The following is an 18,791-nucleotide window of genomic DNA, read 5'->3' as shown; positions in this document are numbered from 1 at the left end:
TAACGACGGTCAGACCCGCCCGGCCTCGCACGCTTCCGCGAAGTCCTCGTCGACCTGCTCCTCCTCGGGGAGGGCCGGGGTGATCGCCTCGTCGCCGTTGCCGATCTCGGCGAACCGGGTCAGGTCCGTGACCTGGTCGTCGGCATCGCCGCCCGGGGTGAGGAACCCGTCGAGCACGATCGCGCAGTCGGCGGCGCCGAACTCCTGCCAGCCCGTGACGGTGCCCCACTCGTCGGTCCCCTCGCCGGCGACGACCCCCTGGGTGCGCAGGACACCGATGACGCGCACAAGGCCGTCCTCGGTCGTGACCTCGTGCGCGGTGCGGGTCTGCAGCGACACGTTGACCGCCCCGTCGGCGTCCGAGACCTGCCAGACCGCCGTCATCCGGGTGTCGCGCGGGGCGAGGGCCGGATCCAGCGCCGTCGCCCTGGCCAGGCCCGGCTCGGTCTGGGCGTCGGCGGCGTCCTCGATCGCGGACCCCAGGGACGCCGGCAGGCCGTTCCCGACGGCCCCGGGATCGGTGGCCGCCTGCAGGGCCCACGTGCGGACCGCGGTCACCATCTCGTCGTACTCCCGCGCCGTGACGCCGTCGGGGCGCCGGGGCGGCTCGGGGACGGCTCCGGCGGGCGTGGGCCAGCCGGCGATGCCGAGGTCGTCGAGGGAGATCTGCTGCGTGGGCGCCGGCTGGGGGTCGGGCGTGGCCGACGGCTCGGGATCCCCGGAGCCGCCCGTGCAACCGGCCAGCATGAACGTCACCAACACGAGCAGCAGGACGGGACGACGCATCCGTCCAGTATGCATACTGACCCCGTGGCCCCTCCCAACCCGACGCCCCCGTACCCCCGCCTGCTGCGCGCGACGAGCCTGCTCGACACGCCCTTCGCGCTGATCGACGAGGAGGCGCTGTGGGCCAATGCCGGCGACCTCGTCCGACGGGCCGGTGGCGTGCCGATCCGCCTGGCCACCAAGTCGATCCGGGTGCGCTCGATCATCAAGAACGCTCTGACCCTCGACGGGTTCCGGGGCGTCATGACCTACTCGCTGTCCGAGTCGATCTGGCTGGCCGACCAGGGGGTCGACGACATCCTGCTGGCGTACCCCAGCGTCGAGCGCGAGGCCTACGCCGAGCTCGTCACCGACGAGCGCCGGCTCGCGTCGATCACCGTGATGGTCGACTCGTTGGAGGCCCTCGACTTCATCGACTCCGTCGTCGGGAAGGACCACCCGCCGATCCGGGTGTGCCTCGACGTGGACTCGTCCCTGCGCGTGCTCGGGGCGCACCTGGGCGCCCACCGCTCCCCCGTCCACACCGGACGCGAGGCCAAGCGGGTCGCGGCCGCGATCGCCGCCCGCCCGGGCTTCGACCTCGTCGGGCTGATGTTCTACGACGCGCAGATCGCCGGCCTGCCCGACGGCGGGCCCGCCATCGCGCTGGTCAAGCGCCGCTCGGCCGCCGAGCTGCGCCGCCGCCGGCGCAAGATCGTCAAGGCCGTCCGGAGCATGACCGACCTGCAGATCGTGAACGCCGGCGGCACGGGCAGCCTCGACGTCTGGCGCGACGACCCCTCGGTGACCGAGATGGCCGCCGGCTCGGGCCTCTTCGTCCCCACGCTCTTCGACGACTACCGCGCCTTCACGCCGCGCCCCGCAGCGTTCTTCGCGCTGTCGGTGGTGCGCAAGCCCTCCCGCGACGCCGCCACGTGCTTCGGCGGGGGCTACATCGCCTCCGGCCCGGCCGGGAAGTCGCGCGTGCCCACGCCCGTGTGGCCCGAGGGACTCGAGTACTACCCGTCCGAGGGCGCCGGCGAGGTCCAGTCGCCCCTGCGCGGGAAGGTCGCGCGCACGCTCTCGATTGGCGATCGCGTGCTCTTCCGGCACGCCAAGGCCGGTGAGATGTGCGAGCGGTTCGACCGAGTGGCCCTCGTCGACGCCGCCGGGCACGCCTCACTCACCCCCACCTACCGGGGCGAAGGGAAGAACTTCGGATGACCACGTGGAGCAACTGGGCCGGGAACGTCACGGCCAGCCCCGACGCGATCGAGCACCCCGCCTCCACCGACGAGGTGGTCGCGCTCGTGCTCGCCCACCCGCGGGTCAAGGCGGTCGGGGCCGGGCACTCGTTCACCCCCATCGCGGCCCCCGAGGGTGTGCAGCTGCGGCTCGACCGCATGAACCGCGTCCTGCACGCCGACACCGTGAGCGGCCTCGTCCGCGTGCAGGCGGGCATCTCGCTGCACGACCTGAACCGCCGGCTCGACGCGTTGGGCCTGGCGCTGCCGAACCTCGGCGACGTCGACCCGCAGTCGGTCGCCGGCGCCACGTCCACGGGCACCCACGGCACCGGAGCGCGGCTCTTCGGCATCGCCCGCGCGGTGACCGCGCTGCAGCTGGTCACGGCCGACGGGCAGGTGCTCGAGATCGATGCCGGCCACGACCTGTTCGACGCCGCCCGCGTGGGCCTGGGAGCCCTCGGGATCGTCACCGAGGTGACGCTGCAGTGCGTCCCGGCATTCCTGCTGCACGCCCGCGAGGAGCCGATGCCGCTGTCGGCCGTGGTGGCCGACCTCGACGCCCTCGTCGACGGCAACGACCACTTCGAGTTCTACTTCTTCCCCCACACCGACAAGGCGCTGACGAAGCGCAACAACCGGGTCGCCGAGGGCACCGAGCCCCGGCCCCTGTCGCGCTGGCGGCACGCGCTCGACGACGAGTTCCTCTCGAACACGGTCTACGAGCGGGTCCAGCGCCTCTCCACGCGACGGCCCGCGCTGATCCCGAGGATCAACACCGTGTCGGGATCGCTGCTCGGTGCGCGTGAGTACACCGACGCCTCGCACGAGGTGTTCATCTCGCCGCGCCGCGTCCGCTTCCGCGAGTCCGAGTTCGCCCTGCCCCGCGCCGCGGCGGCCGAGGCGATCGCCGAGATGCAGCGCTGGTACGCCCGCACCGACCAGTACGTGTCGTTCCCGGTCGAGGTCCGCTTCACCGCGGCCGACGACATCTGGATGTCGACGGGGCACGAGCGCGACAACGTCTACATCGCGGTGCACCAGTACCACCGCACCGACCCCACGGCGTACTTCGCCGCGATGCAGGACATCTTCACCGCGCACGAGGGCCGGCCGCACTGGGGCAAGATGCACACCCTCGGGGCCGAGCACTTCCGCAAGGTCTACCCGCGGTTCGACGACTTCGTCGCCGTGCGCGACCGCCTCGACCCCGAGCGGAAGTTCACCAACGCCTATCTGCGGCAGGTGCTGGGCGGCTGAGGAAGCGCAGGCAGCGCTGGCAGTGACGTTCGCGGGGTGTCGCACGGCGTGTCGACCCCGCGAACGTCACCGCCAGCGGTTCAGGCTCTCAGGCGCGCGTCTGGCTGATCGCGTAGAGCGTGATGCCGGCGGCGACGCCCGCGTTGAGCGACTCGAGCGTCGACGACATCGGGATCGACACCAGCTGGTCGACGGTCTCGCCGACGAGCCGGGACAGGCCCTTGCCCTCGCTGCCGATGACGACCACCAGCGGGTCGTTGCCGAGGTCCATGTCGGGCAGCGCCACGTCGCCGTCGGCGGCCAGGCCGATGACCATGAGTCCAGCCTCCTGGTACGCCTTGATCTGGCGCGTCAGGTTGGTGGCCCGGGCGACCGGCACCCGTGCGGCCGCACCGGCGGAGGTCTTCCACGCCGCCGCGGTCATCTGCGCTGCGCGCCGCTCGGGGATCACGACGCCGTGCACGCCGAAGCCCGCTGCCGAGCGCACGATCGCGCCCAGGTTCCGCGGGTCGGTGATGCTGTCGAGCATGACGATCAGCGGCTTCTCACCGCGCTCGGCCGCGAGCTCGAGCAGCTCGTCGGGGTCGGCGTACTCGTAGGCCTCGAGCTTGGCCGCGATGCCCTGGTGGACCGCACCCGACGTGATGCGGTCGAGCTCGACGCGCGCCACCTCGAGCAGCGGCACGTGGTGGTCGGCCGCGAGCTGGAAGATCTCGCGCACGCGGTCGTCGCGGTCGATGCCCTCGGCCACCTGCAGCGACAGCACGGGCACGTTCGCCCGCAGCAGCTCGACCACCGAGTTGCGACCGACGACGAGCTCGGGGCCGTCGTCGTTGCGGCGCTTCGGCCGGCCGGACTGGCGCTTGTCGGCCGCCTTGGCCATCTTGTACTTCTTGTGGTTCGGACGGTCCTCGGCGCGGGGCGTGGGGCCCTTGCCCTCGAGTCCCTGCCGGCGCCGACCGCCGGAGCCGGCGGTGGGATTGCCCTTGCCGGTCTTCTTGATCGCGCCCTTGCGCTTGCTGTTGCCGGCCATCAGTGGCCACCCTTCAGGTTCCAGCGGGTCCCCGAGGGCGTGTCCTCGAGTTCGATCCCCGCAGCAGTCAGTTGGTCGCGGAGCTCGTCGGCGCGAGCCCAGTCCTTCGCCGCCTTCGCCTCGCCGCGCGCCGCGACGAGCGCGTCGACGAGCTGGCCGAGCGCCTCGGTGGCCGCCCCCGACTCGCGCTGGGAGCCCCACGTCAGCGGGTCGAGCCCCAGGACGTCGAGCATCGCGCGCACGGAGGCCAGCGTCTCGGCGAGCCGGGCGGTGTCGCCGTCGGTGAGCTGGCGGTTGCCCTCGCCGATCGTGGCCTGCAGCACCGCGAGGGCGGCCGGCACGGAGAGGTCGTCGTCCATCGCCTCGGCGAACGCCTCCGGCACCGAGCCGGGCTCACCGGCGCCCACCAGCTCGGCGGCGCGCACGCAGAAGCCCTCGATGCGCTCGAACGCCGTGGCCGCCTCGGCGAGTGACTGCTCGCTGAACTCGATGATCGAGCGGTAGTGCGCGGCGACGAGGTAGTACCGCACCGCGATCGCCGGGACGCGCTTGACGACCTCCCCGACCGTGAGCGTGTTGCCGACGCTCTTGCTCATCTTGGAGTTGCCCAGGTTGAGCATCGCGTTGTGCATCCACACCCGCGCGAACCGCTGGCCGGCCGCGCGCGACTGGGCCAGCTCGTTCTCGTGGTGCGGGAAGCGCAGGTCGAGGCCGCCGCCGTGGATGTCGAACTCGTGACCGAGGTACTTCGCGGCCATCGCCGAGCACTCGAGGTGCCAGCCGGGTCGGCCGCGACCCCACGGTGTGGGCCACGAGGCGGACTCGGGCTCGTCGGTCTTGCGGCCCTTCCACAGCGCGAAGTCGCGCGGGTCGCGCTTGCCCTCGGGCGGGGCGTCGGGCGCGGCCTGCATGTCGTCGAGGCGCTGGTTGGACAGCTGGCCGTAGTCGGGCCAGGAGCGGACGTCGAAGTACACGTCGCCCGATCCGTCGGTGGCCGGGTAGGCGTGGCCGCGGTCGATGAGCTCGGTGATCATCTCGATCATCTCGGGCACGTGGCCCGTGGCGCGCGGCTCGTACGTGGGCGGGCGGCAGCCCAGCACCTCGTAGGCGGCGTGCAGCGCGCGCTCGTTCTCGTAGGCGACCTCGAACCACGGCTTGCCCTGCTCACGGCCCTTGGCGAGGATCTTGTCCTCGATGTCGGTGACGTTGGCGATGATCGTGACCTGGAGGCCCGCGTGCTCGAGCCAGCGGCGCAGCACGTCGAAGACCAGCTCCTTGCGGATGTGGCCGATGTGCGGCGGACCCTGCACGGTCAGCCCGCAGTGGTAGATGCCGACCTGGCCGGGCACGACGGGGTCGAGCGGTCGCAGCTCGCGGCTGGCGGAGTCGTAGAGGCTCATCGTCACGCCCCCAGCGTATCGGCCGCGGACAGGCCCACGGACCGCGACGAACCGCACCAGCGCCGTCACTTCGCTACCAACCGCCACAGTTTTCACTTAGCCTGATCCGGTGATCCGCCGACTCTTCCCCGTCGCGGCAGCGCTCACGGCCCTGCTGACGTCCGTCCTGATCGCGCCCGGCCTGGCCACCGCGCCCGCCGAGGCCGCCTCCTACCCGCGCCCGAAGCTGACCCAGTTCACGCCGAAGCTGACGATTCCCGCCGGCGCGAAGGCCAAGTCCTGGCGCTCGCCGTGGGTCGCGACCCCGCAGGCCAGCACGGCGCTGATCCCCTCGTGGAACGTCACGCGCATGCCCAGCGGCACCTGGATCAAGGTCAAGGTGCGCGTGTCCAGCGGCTCCACCGTGTCGTCCTGGAAGACCGTCGCCCAGTGGCGCCACGCCCTCGCGGGCGGCCAGCGCCGCACGTACGGCGCGCAGGCCGATCGCCTGGCCCGCGTCGACACCGACGTCGTCCGCGCGGTCACCGGCAAGACGTTCACGAAGTGGCAGGTGCAGGTGTCGGCCGGCCGCAGGACCGTCAAGACCAAGACTCCGATCGTGCGCACCGTCGCCGGCGTCTCGTCGACGTACGTGAGCAAGACCGCGGGCACGTCGAAGACCACCATGACGAGCACGGTGGACCTCAAGGTCCCGGCGTCGTCGCAGATGATCCACTCCGGCCACTACCCGCAGTACGGCGGCGGCGGCGAGGCCTGGTGCTCGCCCACCTCGACCTCGATGGTGCTGCGCTACTACGGCCTCGGCCCGAAGGCCGCCGACTACGCGTGGGCGTCCGGCGCCGACCGCTGGGTCGACCACGCCGCGCGCTACTCCTACGACTCGTCCTACAAGGGCACGGGCACCTGGCCGTTCAACACGGCCTACGCGTCGATGTACAGCACCGACGCCGTGGTCCACCGCCTGGTGAACCTGCGCGAGATCGAGGCCTACGTCAAGAAGGGCGTCCCGGTCGTGACGTCCGTGGCGTTCGGCCGCGGCCAGCTGAGCGGCTCGCCGATCAGCGCCACGCCGGGCCACCTCATGGTCGTGCGCGGCTTCACGAAGGGCGGCGACGTCCTGGTGAACGACCCCGCCGGCCGCACGAACTCGCAGGTCCGCCGCACCTACGACCGGGCGCAGTTCGAGCGCGCGTGGCTGAAGGGCAGCGGCGGCGTCGTCTACGTCATCGCGCCGCGGAACAAGCGCCTCACGTTCTGAGCCCGACTAGGGTTCAGGCGTGAGCGCTCCCCGGGTCGGCATCGGAACCGACGTCCACCAGCTCGTCGACGGCCGGCCCCTCTGGGTGGCCGGTCTGCACTGGCCCGACGCCCCGCGCGGGCTGGAGGGCCACTCCGACGGCGACTGCGTCGCGCACGCGATGGTCGACGCCGTGCTGACCGCCGCAGGGCTGGGCGACATCGGCAGCCGCTTCGGCACGGCCGACCCGCGCTACGCCGGAGCGTCGGGCACCGAGTTCCTGCGCGCCACGGCCGACCTCGTCCGCGAGGCCGGGCTGTCCGTCGGCAACGTGAGCGTGCAGCTGATCGGCAACGAGCCGCGCCTCTCCGGCCGCCGCGACGAGGCCACGCAGGTCCTCTCGGAGGCCATCGGAGCCCCGGTCTCGCTCTCGGGCACCACCACCGACGGCCTCGGCCTCACCGGCCGCGGCGAGGGTATCGCCGCCATCGCCGTCGCCCTGGTCCACTAGCGAGCGGCGTCCGCCGGAGGCCCGGTCAGTCGGTGCCGGCCGTCGAGCTGGCCTTGGGCCGCGTCGGCGTGGGCTTCGGCGTCGGCTTCTTCGTGGGTGCCGTGGTGGCCTTGGTCTCGGGCGTCTCCGGCGCGCGGCGCGCGAGCTTGAACGTGACCTCACCGGGCTCGCCGCCGTAGGTGCCGATCTTCAGCGTGTAGCTGCCCGGGGGCGCGAAGCCCTCGCTGCTGCCGCAGCCGGAGCCCGATCCGCGACCGTTCCACTCGACGGGAGCGACGGTGCTCCAGCCGGCGGGCACGGCGACGGCCTCGTCGAAGAAGGCGGTCCGGCACACCGACGAGTCGTAGATCGGCGCGCGCTGGGTGTCGACCACGGCGAGCAGCTCGCTGGCACTGGGCCGGAAGGTGCAGGCAGTGCCGTCGAGCGCCGTCAGCATCAGGTCGATCCTGACTGGGCCACCGGCAAACTGGCCGGCGGGGATCGACGGGACGATCCTCACGTTGTCGGGCTCGCACGGCTTCGCGTCGGTCTCGATCGCCACCGCCACCTGGTCGGTGGGGGCGGCCGTCGCCGGTGCGGTGCTCGCGGTCGGGGTGGGTGTGGGCTCGGTGGCCGCGGTCTGCTTCGCGTCGTCGCCACGGGTGAGGCCGACGAGCTGGACGACGCCCCACGCGATCGCGAGGAGAGCGGCGAGGACGAGCAGCCTCCGCCGCCAGTAGACGTCGCGTCCGACCCGCCCGTTGCTCACCGCTCCACGTTATCCGCACGGTGCCGCGTGAAAGGATCGACGCGCCATGCCTGCGACCACTCCCCCGCCCGCCGAGCTGCACCGGCGCGTCATCGACTGGTACGACGCGCATCGCCGCACGCTGCCGTGGCGCGAGGATCCCGATCCCTGGCGCGTCATGGTCTCGGAGTTCATGCTGCAGCAGACCCCCGTCGTGCGGGTGCTGCCCGTCTTCGAGGCGTGGCTCGAGCGGTGGCCCACGCCGGCCGATCTGGCGGCGTCCCCGGCGGGTGAGGCTGTACGGGCCTGGGGCCGGCTCGGCTACCCGCGCCGGGCGCTGCGCCTGCACGCGGCCGCGACGGCGATCGTCGAGAGCCACGGTGGCGCGGTTCCCGGCACCTACGACGAGCTGCTGACGCTCCCGGGCGTCGGCGACTACACCGCCGCCGCGATCGCGTCGTTCGCCTACGGACGGCGGGCCGTGGTGCTCGACACCAACGTGCGACGCGTGTTCGCCCGCGTCGTGTCCGGCGTGCAGTACCCGTCCCAGGGCGTGCTGAGGGCCGAGCGCGACCTGGCGACCTCGCTGCTGCCGGAGGACGATGCGGACGCCGCCGCCTGGGCCGCCTCGACGATGGAGCTCGGCGCGGTCGTCTGCACGGCGCGGGCACCCCGCTGCGACGCGTGCCCGATCGCCGACGCGTGCCGGTGGCGCGCGGCCGGGTATCCCCCGCACGACGGACCGCCCCGGCGTGGCCAGGCATGGCACGGCACCGACCGCCAGTGCCGCGGCGCCCTCATGGCCGTGGTCCGCGACGCGGCCGGCCCCGTCGCCCCCGAGCTCGTCGCCGCGGCGTGGTCGGACGCCGCCCAGCGCGAGCGCTGCCTGGACTCACTCCTCGACGACGGCCTGCTCGACCTCACCGACGACGGCCGCCTCAGCCTGCCTGCCTGATCCCCGCCGTCCGCCACCGCGAGTGGCGCGAATTCGCCCGCCACTCGTCGAGTGGCGGGCACTTCTGCGCCACTCGCGACCCCGGTTTGCGCCACTCGGCGTCAGGATCAGGCGGGGCCCTCGTAGCGCGCCAGTCCGAGCGCGTTGGCCCACAGCTCGGTGACGACGTCGAGCAGCTGGTCGAGATCGATGTCGGACTTCAGGGCGATCGCGCGATGGGCCATCCGGCTGACCATGGCGTTCAGCGCCAGGGCGATGAGATACGGATCCAGGTCGGGATTCACCAGTCCGCGCTCCTGGAACTCCCGGATCCGTCGGGCGTTGCGCCGGCCGAAGAGGTCGCCGCGCACGGCGCGCATCTCGGCGAAGTGAGGGTCGACGGTGGACGCCTGCTCGAAGGCGACCATCAGGCCCGCGTTGCGCTGGTAGGACTCGAAGTACGCCTGGTGGGCGGCGCGGATGGTGCTGATCGGGTCGGTCTCGACGTCGCGCAGCCGTCCGACGCCCGGGCGCATCATGTCGGCGAGGACGTCGTTGACGACCGCCGCCATGACCTCTTCCTTGCCGGTGAAGTAGGTGTAGAACGTGCCGGTCGAGCAGCCGGCCTCGACGGTGATGTCGGTGAGCCGCGCCCCGATGTAGCCGTCGCGCGCGAAGACGATCTTGGCGCCGGCGATCAGGGAGTCGCGGGTGCGTCGACCGCGCACGGTCGTCGGGACCTCCTTGACCACCGACGGGTGCTTGAGCAGCGGCTCGTCGGGGGCGTTGGCGGCAGGCTCGGACCCGTCTCCAAGGACGTCGGCGTCCTCGTCCATGGAGACCTCCCCGTCACAGGTTGGCGCGCGAAATCTGCTCACATCCTACGAGTCCGGCCCCGGGGATCGACGTCAGGCTCGACCAACGACCCGTCGGGATCACCCGACGCGCCGGGACTACGAGCGCAGCCGCGAACTGGACACGAGCTCGACCTGCTCGCCGGCCGGGTCCAGGACCACGACGTCGGGGCCCGACAGCAGCGAGCCCTTCAACGCGCGCCCGAGCGTGCGCAGTGCCGGATTCGCACCGTGCGCCTCGACGGCGTCCTCGGACGCGTACGCCTCCAGCAGCACGTAGTCGACGTCCGAGCCGCGCACGCGCTGCAGGTCGTAGCGCAGGCAGCCCTCGTCCGCGAGGAACGCGTCGCGTGCCTGCGCGAACGCCGCCTCGAACTGCTCGTTGGTGCCCGCCTGGATCGTGAAGCCGACCGTGGCGTTGATCGTCATCAGGCGCGCGGCACGATGACGAACCGGACGCCGCAGAACTCGAACTCCGATTTCGCGACCTCGTGTCCGGCGGCGCGCGCCCGCTCGAGGACCTGCTCGGGGTCCGACGCCTCGATGAACACCCGCGTGAAGGCGTTGGCCGACCCGGCGACGAAGCGGTCGACGGCCCCGCCATCGAGGTTGATGACCGCCTGGCCGTTCTCGGACTCGACCGGCTTGTCCATGAGGGTCGCCCACGTCGTGGCCATCGCGCCGGGATCGGTGCTGGTGCACTCTGCCGCGACGATCTTGGGCAGGTCGTCGCCCTGCACCAGCTCCTGCCAGCGGGTCCCGGCCGGGGCGTAGGCGCCGAAGTAGTCCTCGTTGCCGTCCGTCTGGTTGAACTCCATGAGGGTTCCGCCGACGGAGCGAGGATCGAGCTGCACGTGCCGGAACGAGTCGTAGCCGTAGTCGGCCTGGTTGTTCTCGGCCCCACGCAGCTCGGGGGTGCTCTCGAAGGCGACCCGGACGCCCTGCGCGTCGATCCGCTCGCGGATCTTCTCGTACTCGTCGGTGTCGTGGATGACCATGTACCCGCCGCCACCGGGGTGCTTCGCCAGGAAGCGAGTCGCCGTGGTGCCGTCCTTCAACGGCGCGATGAACTCGACGAAGGTCCCGCCGAAGCCCAGGAGCGCGTTCTCCAGACCGAACTCGATGATCAGTGGGTCGCGGTAGGCGACGTTGACGCCAAAGATCTCGGCGAGCTCGTCGGCGTCCGTGATCTGGGGAGAGGCGATGCACACTTGCCGCAGTCGAATCATGGTCGAATCCTTCGGTGTGGGGGCTGGGTCGGTGGGGGAGCTCAGGAGCCGGTGAAGTGGGGTTCCCGGCGCTCGAGGAACGCGTTCGCGGCCTCGACCAGATCGGTGGTGCGCGAGCAGTCGACGTGACGCTGGGCCTCGATCGCGCTCGCCTCGGCGAACGTCAGGTTCGCCGCGTCGATGAAGTTCTGCTTCAGTCCGGCCAGGGCGCGTGGCGCCTTCCTGGACAGGGTCGTCGCGAGGGCGTTCACCTCGTCCTCGAACACCTCCGGGGCGTGCACCGCAGACACCAGGCCCCACTCCCGTGCGGTCTCAGGCGTGACCTTCTCGTTGAGGAAGGCCATCTGCTTGGCGCGGGACTCGCCGATCAGCCGCGTCAGCAGCCAGGTCCCGCCGAAGTCGCCCGACAGGGCCGCGTCGACGAAGGCCGAGCGGAAGACCGCGGCCGAGGAGCTGACGCGAAGGTCGCAGGCGGCGGCCAGGGACAGCCCGGCGCCCGCGCAGGCACCGTTCACCGCGGCGACGGACACCGCGTGCGACGACCTCAGCAGCTCCGAGGCGCGCATGTGGCGGTGCAGCTTCTCGATCGAGGCGCCCCGCGTGACGGGCTCGGCCTCGCCGGACTCGCTGAAGGCGTCGAGGTCTCCCCCGACGCAGAACCCGCGCCCGGCGCCGGTCAGCACGATGACCCGGACGTCCTCGTCGGCGGTGACGTCCGCGACCAGCTCGACGAACAGATCGAGCATGGCGTCGCTCATCGCATTGAGCCGATCGGGACGATTCAGCGTCAGCCGGGCGATCCCGTCTCCGCGCTCGATAATGACCGGATCCTCAGTCTTTTCGACTCCCACGGGCGGCGCTCCTCACAGTGATTTCCAACAGTGCGGCTTGCCGGAAGTCAAGACCCAGGTGAAACGGAAGTCAAGTTCAATTTCAAAGTTGACGTCAAACTCAATTCGGAGTTAACGTGATCTCGATCACGCCGTCGGGCCGTTTCGCACGCCCCGTCGCGGCTGACCCCGACAGACCCGACCTGAAAGGCGCAGACATGGAGTTCTCCTTCAGCAGGGAGCAAGAGGACCTTCGCAGCTCGGTGAAAGACTTCCTCGCCCGCCGCTCAGGGAGCGAGGCCCGCAACAAGCTCTTGAAGTCCGGCTACGAGTTCGACCGCGAGCTGTGGACGACCATGGCCCGGCAGCTGGGTCTGCAGGGCCTGGCCCTGCCGGAGTCGGTCGACGGCAGTGGTGCCGGCTTCATCGAGACGTCGATCGTCCTCGAGGAGCTGGGCCGCGATTCGTACGCCGGCCCCTACTTCTCCACGATCGCCGCCAGCTGGGTGCTGGAGCACGGTGGCGACGATGCCCTGGAGTCCCTGCGGGGCATCGCCGACGGCTCGCGCGTCCTCACCCTCGCCATCGCCGACGAGGGCGGCACGTGGTCCGCACCCGGACACGCCACGAAGGCGTTCGAGGTGGGCGACGACTACCGCCTGACGGGCCTGAAGGTCAACGTCACCGACGCGGACGCCGCCGACGAGTTCGTCGTCATCGCCTCGCTGCCCGAGGGCCCGGCGTGGTTCCGGGTCGCCGCCGACGCACCCGGCGTCACGGTCGACCTGCGCGAGAGCCTCGACCTCACCCGCCCCATCGGCCGGCTCGTGCTGCGCGACGTGAAGGCCGACCTCGTGGTGGGCCCGCACGCCGCGGGACAGGTCCTGGCCGAGGTCAACGACAAGGCCGCGGCCGCGCTCGCGGCCGAGATGGTCGGCGGCGCGAAGGCTGCGCTCGACCAGTCGGTGTCGTGGAGCCTGGAGCGGACGCAGTTCGGCCGGCCGATCGGCTCCTTCCAGGCCATCAAGCACATGTGCGCCGACGCACTCGTCGAGGTCGAGACGGCTCGCCTCCTGGCCGAGTACGCCGCCTGGGCCATCCAGGAGGGCGCTCCCGACGCCAGCGTCGTGGCCTCCATGGCCAAGCAGGCCGCGTCCGACGCGTTCAGCCTGGCCGCGGGCAACAACATCCAGATCCACGGCGGCATCGGCTTCACCTGGGAGCACTCGGCCCATCTGTACTTCCGCCGCGCCAAGGCGTCGTCGGCGCTGTTCGGCACGCCGCACCGCCACCGCGCCCGCATCGCCGACCTCCTCGCCGTCTGAACCGACGCTCACCACAGATTGGAACGACGCCGCATGAACCCCACTTTCTCCCCTGACGTCCAGGCGTTCCAGAAGGAATTCGCCGTCGTGCTGCGCGATCTCGTGCCGACCGACTGGGCCGGCGCCGGGACCCTGCCGCGCGAGGAGTACGACCCCTTCGCCGAGCGCATCCGTAAGGAGCTGTACGAGCGCGGCTACATCGGCATCTCGTGGCCGAAGGAGTACGGCGGCCGCGGGCTGAGCGCCGAGTACCAGGTGGCCATCACCGAGGAGCTCACGCGCCACAAGCTCCCCCAGGCCGCCATGAGCGACGTCTTCAGCATCCAGATGTTCGGCAGCACCCTGCTCGCCTTCGGCACCGAGGAGCAGAAGCAGAAGTTCCTGCCGCGCATCCTCAGCGGTGAGGACAAGTGGTGCCAGGGCTACTCCGAGCCGCAGTCGGGCTCCGACCTCGCGAGCGCTGCCACGAACGCCGTCCTCGAGGACGGTCAGTGGCGCATCAACGGACAGAAGATCTGGACGTCGACCGCGCACCTGGCCGATTGGATCTTCGTCCTCGTCCGCACCGACTCCGAGGCCGCCAAGCACCGCGGGCTCACGCTGCTCGCGTGCCCCATGGACCAGGCCGGTGTCGAGGTCCGCCAGATCAAGCAGATCTCGGGCGAGGCCGACTTCAACGAGGTCTTCTTCACCGACGCCGTCACTTCGGCCGAGAACACGATCGGCCCGGTCAACGACGGCTGGCGCGTGGCCACGGCACTGCTCGAGCACGAGCGTGGTGGCGCTGCCGCGGTCCTGGCCATCCGCTTCGCCGAGGAGCTCGACCGCCTGGAGGAGCTGGCCCGCGAGCACGGCCGCAACCACGAGGAGGGCATCCGCCAGCGCATCGCGTGGTGCCGGGCGCGCGTTCTCGCGATGCGACTCATGGGCTACCGGGCGCTGACCCGGTCGCTGTCGGGTCAGGGCATCGGCCCCGAGGGCGCCATGAACAAGTTCTTCTGGTCCGAGTACCACCGGGTCCTGACCGAGCTGTCGATGGACATCCTCGGCGAGAACGTCCTGACGCTGGAGGGACGCCGTCCCGCCATCCCCGACGGCCCGGACGCCCCGGGGGCACCGACCGACAGCGCGGGCTGGATCACCGGCTTCCTCAACGCCAAGGCGAGCACGATCTTCGCCGGGACGTCCCAGGTCCAGCGCAACCTGCTGTCCGAGAAGATCCTGGGCATGCCGCGCGAGCCCAAGGTGGAGACCAACCGGAGCCGCTGAGCCGCAGTCCGCTTCCCCCACCTGCCTCAACGCCCGAAAGGCCACCCATGGTGAACGCAGCCCAGCCGATCTGGACGAACGCCCAGAGCCAGCCCGATGCCGTCGCCCTGCGCATCGACGGTGTCGAGTGGTCGTTCCGCGACCTGCGGGACGCGTCCGCGGCCTGGGGCGCGCGGCTGGCCGCAGCGGGGGTCGCACCGGGCGAGCGGGTCCTGCTCGCCGCCGGCACCCAGGCCGAGTGGGTCTTCGCGTACCACGGGATCCTGGCGATCGGCGCCATCGCGGTCACGGTGAATCCCGGATCGACGCGGGGCGAGCTGCGGTACTTCCTCGAGGACTCCGGGGCCGTCCTCGCCCTGGCCGGCGACAGCACGCAGGCCCACCTCGAGGAGGCCGGCGAGGAGCTGGGAGTTCCGGTCTGGAACCTGAACGAGTCGGCCGGGCCGGTCGCGGAGAGCGATCTGCCGCGCTCCGTCGAGCCGGATGCCGGCGCGTGCATCATGTACACCTCCGGGACGACAGGCCAGCCGAAGGGCGCCCAGCTCACCCACCACGGCATCCGGGGAAGCGCCAGGTCGATCAGCGAGGCGCTCGGCCTCACGTCCGACGACCACTTCGGCAGCGCGCTGCCGCTCTTCCACGTGTTCGGGCAGGTGACGATCATCCGCACGGCGTACGAGCTGGGCATTCCCGTCACCCTGATGACGAAGTTCGACGCGGCCGCCCTGCTGGAGACCGCGGCCCGGCACGGAGTCACCCTGCTGGCCGGCGTTCCGACGATGTGGAACGCCATGTCCAACGTCGGGCCCGAGGTCGACTCGCTCGACCTCTCGCGGCTGCGGCTCGCCATCTCCGGCGGCGCCGGCCTGCCCACCGAGGTCGCCAGCCGGTTCGAGGACCGTTACGGCTGCGAGGTCTTGGCCGGCTACGGCCTCACGGAGACGGCGGGGGTGGGCGCCTGCCCGCCCCTCGACGCCCCGCACAAGCCCCAGAGCGCCGGCATCGCCTGGCCCGGCGCCGAGCTGGCCATCCTCGACACCGAGCACCGGCAGCTCCCGCCGGGCAGCATCGGCGAGATCGCGGTCCGCTCCGACATGTGCTTCAAGAACTACTGGAACCGGCCGGAGGCCACGGCCAAGGCGTGGCACGAGGACTGGTTCCTCACCGGTGACCTCGGGCGCATGGACGACGAGGGCCACCTGTGGGTCGTCGACCGGATCAAGGACCTGATCATCCGCGGCGGGTACAACGTGTATCCCAAGGAGCTCGAGGAGATCCTCTACTCGCACCCGGACGTACTGGAGGCCGCCGTCGTGGGCGTCCCCGACGAGCGTCTCGGCGAGGAGATCGCGGCCGTGGTCGTCCTGCGCGAGGGGCGTGACTTCGACGTCGCCGGAATGCAGGCCTGGATGTCCGAGCGGGTCGCCGCCTACAAGACCCCGCGGATCTACCACGTCGTCACCGAGCTCCCGAGGGGCTCGACGGGCAAGATCCTCAAGCGCGAGATCGACCGGTCGGTCGTCGACGCCGAAGGCCTCCGCACCGCCAGGACCTCGAAGCCGGTCCCGACCACCTGAAACCACGCCAGGGAGAACCATGATCCTTCATCGTCCAGAGCAGATCGAAGAGTTCACCGCTGCCGGGCTGTGGTCCGCCGACCACACGCTCCTCGACGATCTGGACACCGGGGCCCGCACCCACCCCGACCGGGTGGCGTACTCCGACCCGCCCAACCGGCGCGACCTGATCGGCTCGGACCCCACGGCTCTCACCTGGTCGCAGCTGAAGGACGCGGCCGAGGGCGTGGCCACGAGCCTGGTCGACCTGGGCCTGGAGAAGGACGACGTGGTCATCGTCCAGTCCCCCAACGTCGTGGAGCTGCCCCTGCTGTACCTCGCGATCTGCGCCGCCGGCGGGATCATCTCGCCCGTGCCGATGCAGTGGCGCTCCAAGGACATCGGCTACGTGGCCGAGCTGACCGGCTCGCGGTTCCTGATCGCCCCCGAGACGTTCAAGAGCCACCGGCCGCTCGACGACGCACGCGGCTGGCAGGACGGCTCGACGATCGAGCACCTCATCGACCTCGCGGACATCATGACGATGGCGGAGACGAAGCCCCGGCCCGACGTCCTGGCCGAGCGGCGACCCAGCCCCTACGAGATCTTCACGCTGTGCTGGACCTCGGGCACCGAGAGCCAGCCGAAGGGCTGCCCGCTCAGCCACAACAACTGGAACTACGGCGGCCAGGCGCTGGTCAAGAGCCTGAGCCTGCGCGAGGGCAGCCACCGCCAGGTGGCGGCCGCGCCCGTCACGAACATGCTCGGCGTGTGCCTGACGATCACCGTGAACCTCAAGCTCTCCGGTTCGGTGGCCCTGCACCACCCGCTCGACCTCGACCTGCTGATCCAGCAGATCAACGACCACGAGACCCAGTTCCTGATCCTCCCGCCGGCGATCCTGCGTCAACTGCTGAACGCACCCGACTCGGCCCTGGACCTGACCTCGGTGGACTCGATCATGACCGGCGGCTCCCCGCCCTCGGGCTCCCTCATCGAGGGGTACAAGGAGCGGTGGGGCGTCGAGATCGTCAACGGCTGGGGGATGAACGAGGGTGCCGGCCTGTGGGCCGGCCCCGACGACGTGCCCGCGGCCGACATGCGGTCGACGCACCTGCCCTGGTACGGACTCCCCGGCTACTCCTGGCCCTCCGGCATCAGCGGCATGCAGTACCGGGTCGTCGACGAGAACGACCACGCGACGACCACCGCGGGCGACACCGGCGAGCTGCGTGTCCGCGGACCGCTCGTCTTCCCCGGGTACTTCAACCGCCCCGACCTGGCGGAGCGGGCCTTCGACGACCAGGGCTACCTCCGTACCGGTGACCTGTTCCTCATCAAGGGAGACGGGTTCCTGTCGTACTTCGACCGGCAGAAGGACATCATCATCCGCGGCGGCTTCAACATCAGCGCCGCCGAGGTCGAGAACCTCGTCGTCGGGGCGCCCGGCGTGGCGGACTGCGCGGCCGTCGGCGTCCCCGACGAGGAGCTGGGTGAGCGCGTCTGCGTCGTCGTCGTGCCCCAGGACGAGTCGGCTCCGCCGACGCTGGCCGACATCCTCTCCCACCTGCGCGACGCGGGCCTGGCGGTCTACAAGCTCCCCGAGCTCATCGAGTACATGGACGAGCTCCCCCGCAATCCCGTGGGCAAGCTCCTCAAGCGCGACATCCGGACCTCGGTCAGGGAGAGCGTCAGGTCCACCCTCTGATTTTCGGCAGCACCACCACCTCCCCGGAAGGGAAAGCGACACACCATGGCAGCAACGGACAATGATGTGATCCTCGTCGACGTCGAGGACGGGGTCGCCACGATCACCCTCAATCGACCCGACGTCTACAACGCGTGGAACAGCGAGGTCCAGACCAAGCTGTTCGGGCTCTTCGACACGATGGCCCACGACGACGACGTGCGCGTCGTCATCATCACGGGAGCCGGCAAGGCCTTCTCGGCCGGAGCCGACATGGAGATCCTCTCGGAGGAGGACGGCGGCACCGGCGCCGGCAGCCGCCCGCTGCTGGCCCCGATGTGGTTCCCCAAGCCGGTCATCGCGGCGATCAACGGAGCCTGCGCCGGCATCGGCCTGCAGCTGGCCCTCATGTGCGACGTGCGCATCGCCTCGCAGGACGCGAAGTTCACCACGGCGTTCGCGCGCCGTGGACTCATCGCGGAGCACGGCCTCAGCTGGCTCTTCTCCCGCCTGACGTCGCTGGCGACGGCCTCCGAGCTGCTCCTGTCGGCGCGCGTCTTCAAGGGGGACGAGGCCGAGCGACTCGGTGTCGTCCACTTCGCCGTGCCGCGCGACGAGGTCCTGGACCGGGCCAACGCCTACGCCCGGGACCTGGCCGACAACGTGTCGCCCACCGCGATGGCCGTCATCAAGTGGCAGATGTACAACCACTACGACCGCCCGCTGATCGAGTCCATGGACCACTCGGACGAGCTGATGCGCGCCTCGGCGGCCCGGCCGGACCTGGCCGAGGGCGTGGCGAGCTTCCTGGAGCGCCGCCAGCCCAAGTTCGCGCCGCTCGACCACTCCGCCGTCCCGCCGACGACCTTCGCGGCGAAGCAGTGACCGTGGCGTCACCTCGGTGACGCCACGACGACGGGGCCCGGTCCA

General features: G+C 71.1%; 18 protein-coding genes. 10 read left to right on the top strand and 8 right to left on the bottom strand.

All coding sequences use genetic code 11. The features are described from left to right. Positions 1-9 precede the first annotated feature (9 nt). Positions 10-786, bottom strand: a complete 777-nt coding sequence (locus B2363_RS14865) for a hypothetical protein (protein ID WP_286931103.1) — start codon at positions 784-786, stop codon at positions 10-12. Between the two features lie 24 nt (positions 787-810). On the opposite strand from B2363_RS14865, the gene B2363_RS14860 reads away from it, so the two are divergent. Beyond that, complete coding sequence (locus tag B2363_RS14860) at positions 811-1,989, top strand: amino acid deaminase/aldolase (RefSeq protein WP_286931102.1); 1,179 nt, start codon at positions 811-813, stop codon at positions 1,987-1,989. After that, complete coding sequence (locus B2363_RS14855) at positions 1,986-3,269, top strand: D-arabinono-1,4-lactone oxidase (protein WP_286931101.1); 1,284 nt, start codon at positions 1,986-1,988, stop codon at positions 3,267-3,269. The genes B2363_RS14860 and B2363_RS14855 overlap by 4 nt, the downstream gene beginning before the upstream one ends. An 88-nt stretch (positions 3,270-3,357) precedes the next feature. Here the strand turns inward: B2363_RS14855 and rlmB are convergent, their stop codons facing one another. Together rlmB and cysS are read right to left on the bottom strand one after the other, a co-directional pair. Beyond that, complete coding sequence (gene rlmB, locus B2363_RS14850) at positions 3,358-4,302, bottom strand: 23S rRNA (guanosine(2251)-2'-O)-methyltransferase RlmB (RefSeq protein WP_181752962.1); 945 nt, start codon at positions 4,300-4,302, stop codon at positions 3,358-3,360. Further along, positions 4,302-5,708 (bottom strand): cysteine--tRNA ligase, encoded by a 1,407-nt coding sequence (gene cysS, locus B2363_RS14845; RefSeq protein WP_286931100.1) that lies wholly within the window; start codon positions 5,706-5,708, stop codon positions 4,302-4,304. Before cysS ends, rlmB begins: the two co-directional genes overlap by 1 nt. Positions 5,709-5,811: 103 nt before the next feature. Here cysS and B2363_RS14840 point away from each other — a divergent pair, with 103 nt between their 5' ends. Together B2363_RS14840 and ispF are read left to right on the top strand one after the other, a co-directional pair. Beyond that, positions 5,812-6,960: a peptidase C39 family protein gene (locus tag B2363_RS14840; protein ID WP_286931099.1), complete on the top strand. Its 1,149-nt coding sequence runs from the start codon at positions 5,812-5,814 to the stop codon at positions 6,958-6,960. A gap of 19 nt (positions 6,961-6,979) precedes the next feature. Continuing rightward, complete coding sequence (ispF, locus tag B2363_RS14835; RefSeq protein WP_286931098.1) at positions 6,980-7,450, top strand: 2-C-methyl-D-erythritol 2,4-cyclodiphosphate synthase; 471 nt, start codon at positions 6,980-6,982, stop codon at positions 7,448-7,450. A 25-nt stretch (positions 7,451-7,475) separates the two neighbouring features. Here ispF and B2363_RS14830 read toward each other — a convergent pair whose 3' ends face one another. Then, a complete protein-coding gene (locus B2363_RS14830) occupies positions 7,476-8,198 on the bottom strand; it encodes a hypothetical protein (RefSeq protein WP_286931097.1) in 723 nt (240 codons plus the stop codon). 46 nt (positions 8,199-8,244) lie between these two features. On the opposite strand from B2363_RS14830, the gene B2363_RS14825 reads away from it, so the two are divergent. Beyond that, on the top strand, positions 8,245-9,132 hold the full coding sequence (locus B2363_RS14825; protein WP_286931096.1) for an A/G-specific adenine glycosylase: 888 nt from the start codon (positions 8,245-8,247) through the stop codon (positions 9,130-9,132). Between the two features lie 107 nt (positions 9,133-9,239). Here the strand turns inward: B2363_RS14825 and B2363_RS14820 are convergent, their stop codons facing one another. The 4 genes from B2363_RS14820 to B2363_RS14805 all read right to left on the bottom strand — a co-directional run bounded on the left by B2363_RS14820 (position 9,240) and on the right by B2363_RS14805 (position 12,045). After that, positions 9,240-9,947 (bottom strand): TetR/AcrR family transcriptional regulator, encoded by a 708-nt coding sequence (locus B2363_RS14820; RefSeq protein WP_286931095.1) that lies wholly within the window; start codon positions 9,945-9,947, stop codon positions 9,240-9,242. Positions 9,948-10,064: 117 nt separating this feature from the next. Next, the gene (locus tag B2363_RS14815; protein ID WP_286931094.1) at positions 10,065-10,394 is read right to left on the bottom strand and encodes a putative quinol monooxygenase; all 330 of its coding nucleotides are present in this window, start codon (positions 10,392-10,394) and stop codon (positions 10,065-10,067) included. Then, positions 10,394-11,194 (bottom strand): VOC family protein, encoded by an 801-nt coding sequence (locus B2363_RS14810; protein WP_286931092.1) that lies wholly within the window; start codon positions 11,192-11,194, stop codon positions 10,394-10,396. Before B2363_RS14810 ends, B2363_RS14815 begins: the two co-directional genes overlap by 1 nt. 41 nt (positions 11,195-11,235) lie before the next feature. After that, the gene (locus tag B2363_RS14805; RefSeq protein ID WP_286931090.1) at positions 11,236-12,045 is read right to left on the bottom strand and encodes an enoyl-CoA hydratase/isomerase family protein; all 810 of its coding nucleotides are present in this window, start codon (positions 12,043-12,045) and stop codon (positions 11,236-11,238) included. A 197-nt stretch (positions 12,046-12,242) separates the two neighbouring features. On the opposite strand from B2363_RS14805, the gene B2363_RS14800 reads away from it, so the two are divergent. The 5 genes from B2363_RS14800 to B2363_RS14780 are packed head-to-tail and all read left to right on the top strand — an operon-like array spanning position 12,243 to position 18,746. Beyond that, positions 12,243-13,349 carry an acyl-CoA dehydrogenase family protein gene (locus B2363_RS14800; protein WP_286931088.1) on the top strand — a complete coding sequence of 369 codons (1,107 nt, stop codon included), beginning with the start codon at positions 12,243-12,245 and terminating at the stop codon, positions 13,347-13,349. A 33-nt stretch (positions 13,350-13,382) separates the two neighbouring features. Then, the gene (locus B2363_RS14795; RefSeq protein ID WP_286931087.1) at positions 13,383-14,618 is read left to right on the top strand and encodes an acyl-CoA dehydrogenase family protein; all 1,236 of its coding nucleotides are present in this window, start codon (positions 13,383-13,385) and stop codon (positions 14,616-14,618) included. 47 nt (positions 14,619-14,665) lie between these two features. After that, positions 14,666-16,195: a class I adenylate-forming enzyme family protein gene (locus B2363_RS14790; protein WP_286931086.1), complete on the top strand. Its 1,530-nt coding sequence runs from the start codon at positions 14,666-14,668 to the stop codon at positions 16,193-16,195. Between the two features lie 19 nt (positions 16,196-16,214). Continuing rightward, positions 16,215-17,882, top strand: a complete 1,668-nt coding sequence (locus B2363_RS14785; RefSeq protein ID WP_286931085.1) for a class I adenylate-forming enzyme family protein — start codon at positions 16,215-16,217, stop codon at positions 17,880-17,882. A gap of 45 nt (positions 17,883-17,927) precedes the next feature. After that, on the top strand, positions 17,928-18,746 hold the full coding sequence (locus B2363_RS14780) for an enoyl-CoA hydratase-related protein (protein ID WP_181752989.1): 819 nt from the start codon (positions 17,928-17,930) through the stop codon (positions 18,744-18,746). The last annotated feature ends 45 nt before the right edge of the window (positions 18,747-18,791 follow it).

Origin of the sequence: Aeromicrobium sp. UBA7512, assembly GCF_002476985.1 — a bacterium.
Taxonomy (GTDB): Bacteria; Actinomycetota; Actinomycetes; order Propionibacteriales; family Nocardioidaceae; genus Aeromicrobium; species Aeromicrobium phoceense.
Note: the sequence above shows the minus strand (reverse complement) of the source record. Positions and strands in the feature narration are given on the sequence as shown.

Excerpts from the sequence above, each read along its gene's own strand:
- B2363_RS14865 (WP_286931103.1), bottom strand. The coding sequence starts at position 786 with ATGCGTCGTCCCGTCCTGCTGCTCGTGTTGGTGACGTTCATGCTGGCC.
- B2363_RS14855 (WP_286931101.1), top strand. The coding sequence starts at position 1,986 with ATGACCACGTGGAGCAACTGGGCCGGGAACGTCACGGCCAGCCCCGAC.
- rlmB (WP_181752962.1), bottom strand. The coding sequence starts at position 4,302 with ATGGCCGGCAACAGCAAGCGCAAGGGCGCGATCAAGAAGACCGGCAAG.
- B2363_RS14825 (WP_286931096.1), top strand. The coding sequence starts at position 8,245 with ATGCCTGCGACCACTCCCCCGCCCGCCGAGCTGCACCGGCGCGTCATC.
- B2363_RS14820 (WP_286931095.1), bottom strand. The coding sequence starts at position 9,947 with ATGGACGAGGACGCCGACGTCCTTGGAGACGGGTCCGAGCCTGCCGCC.
- B2363_RS14815 (WP_286931094.1), bottom strand. The coding sequence starts at position 10,394 with ATGACGATCAACGCCACGGTCGGCTTCACGATCCAGGCGGGCACCAAC.
- B2363_RS14810 (WP_286931092.1), bottom strand. The coding sequence starts at position 11,194 with ATGATTCGACTGCGGCAAGTGTGCATCGCCTCTCCCCAGATCACGGAC.
- B2363_RS14800 (WP_286931088.1), top strand. The coding sequence starts at position 12,243 with ATGGAGTTCTCCTTCAGCAGGGAGCAAGAGGACCTTCGCAGCTCGGTG.
- B2363_RS14795 (WP_286931087.1), top strand. The coding sequence starts at position 13,383 with ATGAACCCCACTTTCTCCCCTGACGTCCAGGCGTTCCAGAAGGAATTC.
- B2363_RS14790 (WP_286931086.1), top strand. The coding sequence starts at position 14,666 with ATGGTGAACGCAGCCCAGCCGATCTGGACGAACGCCCAGAGCCAGCCC.
- B2363_RS14785 (WP_286931085.1), top strand. The coding sequence starts at position 16,215 with ATGATCCTTCATCGTCCAGAGCAGATCGAAGAGTTCACCGCTGCCGGG.
- B2363_RS14780 (WP_181752989.1), top strand. The coding sequence starts at position 17,928 with ATGGCAGCAACGGACAATGATGTGATCCTCGTCGACGTCGAGGACGGG.